We start from the raw sequence: 585 nt of genomic DNA, 5'->3' as shown, positions 1-585 counted from the left end.
GGCTAGTTTGGTTGAAAAGGAATTTGAAAATGAAGGTCCAGTTACATCTGTATTGCCAATTATTACAACGGAGGATAACGGGATTGGCGGAATCATGGTAAGCGCAGAAGAAAAAGCTATTCATGTAAAATGCACGAATTGCAACAAAACAGCGCGCTTCTTGCTAGAAATGCCTTTAGAGATGGTTAATCAAGAAGAAATAGAAATGGATTGGTCGAAAGTTTCTTTTGCTGAACAGGAGGGAAACTAATGGCTGCTGCTCCTACATACAAGTATCATATTTCAACAGTTTTTCCGCAGTGGAGATGTGACCATATTGTTTTTAAGGAAAGTGAAGAGAAAGCCAAATACCACTATTATAAACAATTTAAAAAGCAGCATTTTATAGATATGCCATTCGAACAATTTGAAAGGTTCATTAGTTGCAAGTATTTGGGAGTAGTAGATATTACTACGCTTTTCGGGCAAGAAGCGCCATTTCGGAAAATGTGCAACTACAGAAGGATTCCATTTGCTAAACGAGGGATGCGTGTCGAAGTACAGGGAAGACAAGGGACAATTGTCGGGAATTGCAAAAATGATTTG

Annotated in this window: 1 protein-coding gene and 1 pseudogene; both read left to right on the top strand. The window is 38.5% G+C overall.

What is annotated here, in order from left to right; all coding sequences use genetic code 11:
• Positions 1-250, top strand: a pseudogene (locus ABHN01_RS25910) (hypothetical protein); the annotation flags it as partial.
• On the top strand, positions 250-585 hold a 336-nt coding region (locus ABHN01_RS25905; RefSeq protein ID WP_429877931.1), incomplete at its 3' end, for a hypothetical protein. The pseudogene ABHN01_RS25910 and the gene ABHN01_RS25905, both read left to right, overlap by 1 nt.

Origin of the sequence: Fictibacillus sp. NRS-1165, assembly GCF_050468105.1 — a bacterium.
Taxonomy (GTDB): Bacteria; Bacillota; Bacilli; order Bacillales; family Fictibacillaceae; genus Fictibacillus_C; species Fictibacillus_C terrinigri.
Note: the sequence above shows the minus strand (reverse complement) of the source record. Positions and strands in the feature narration are given on the sequence as shown.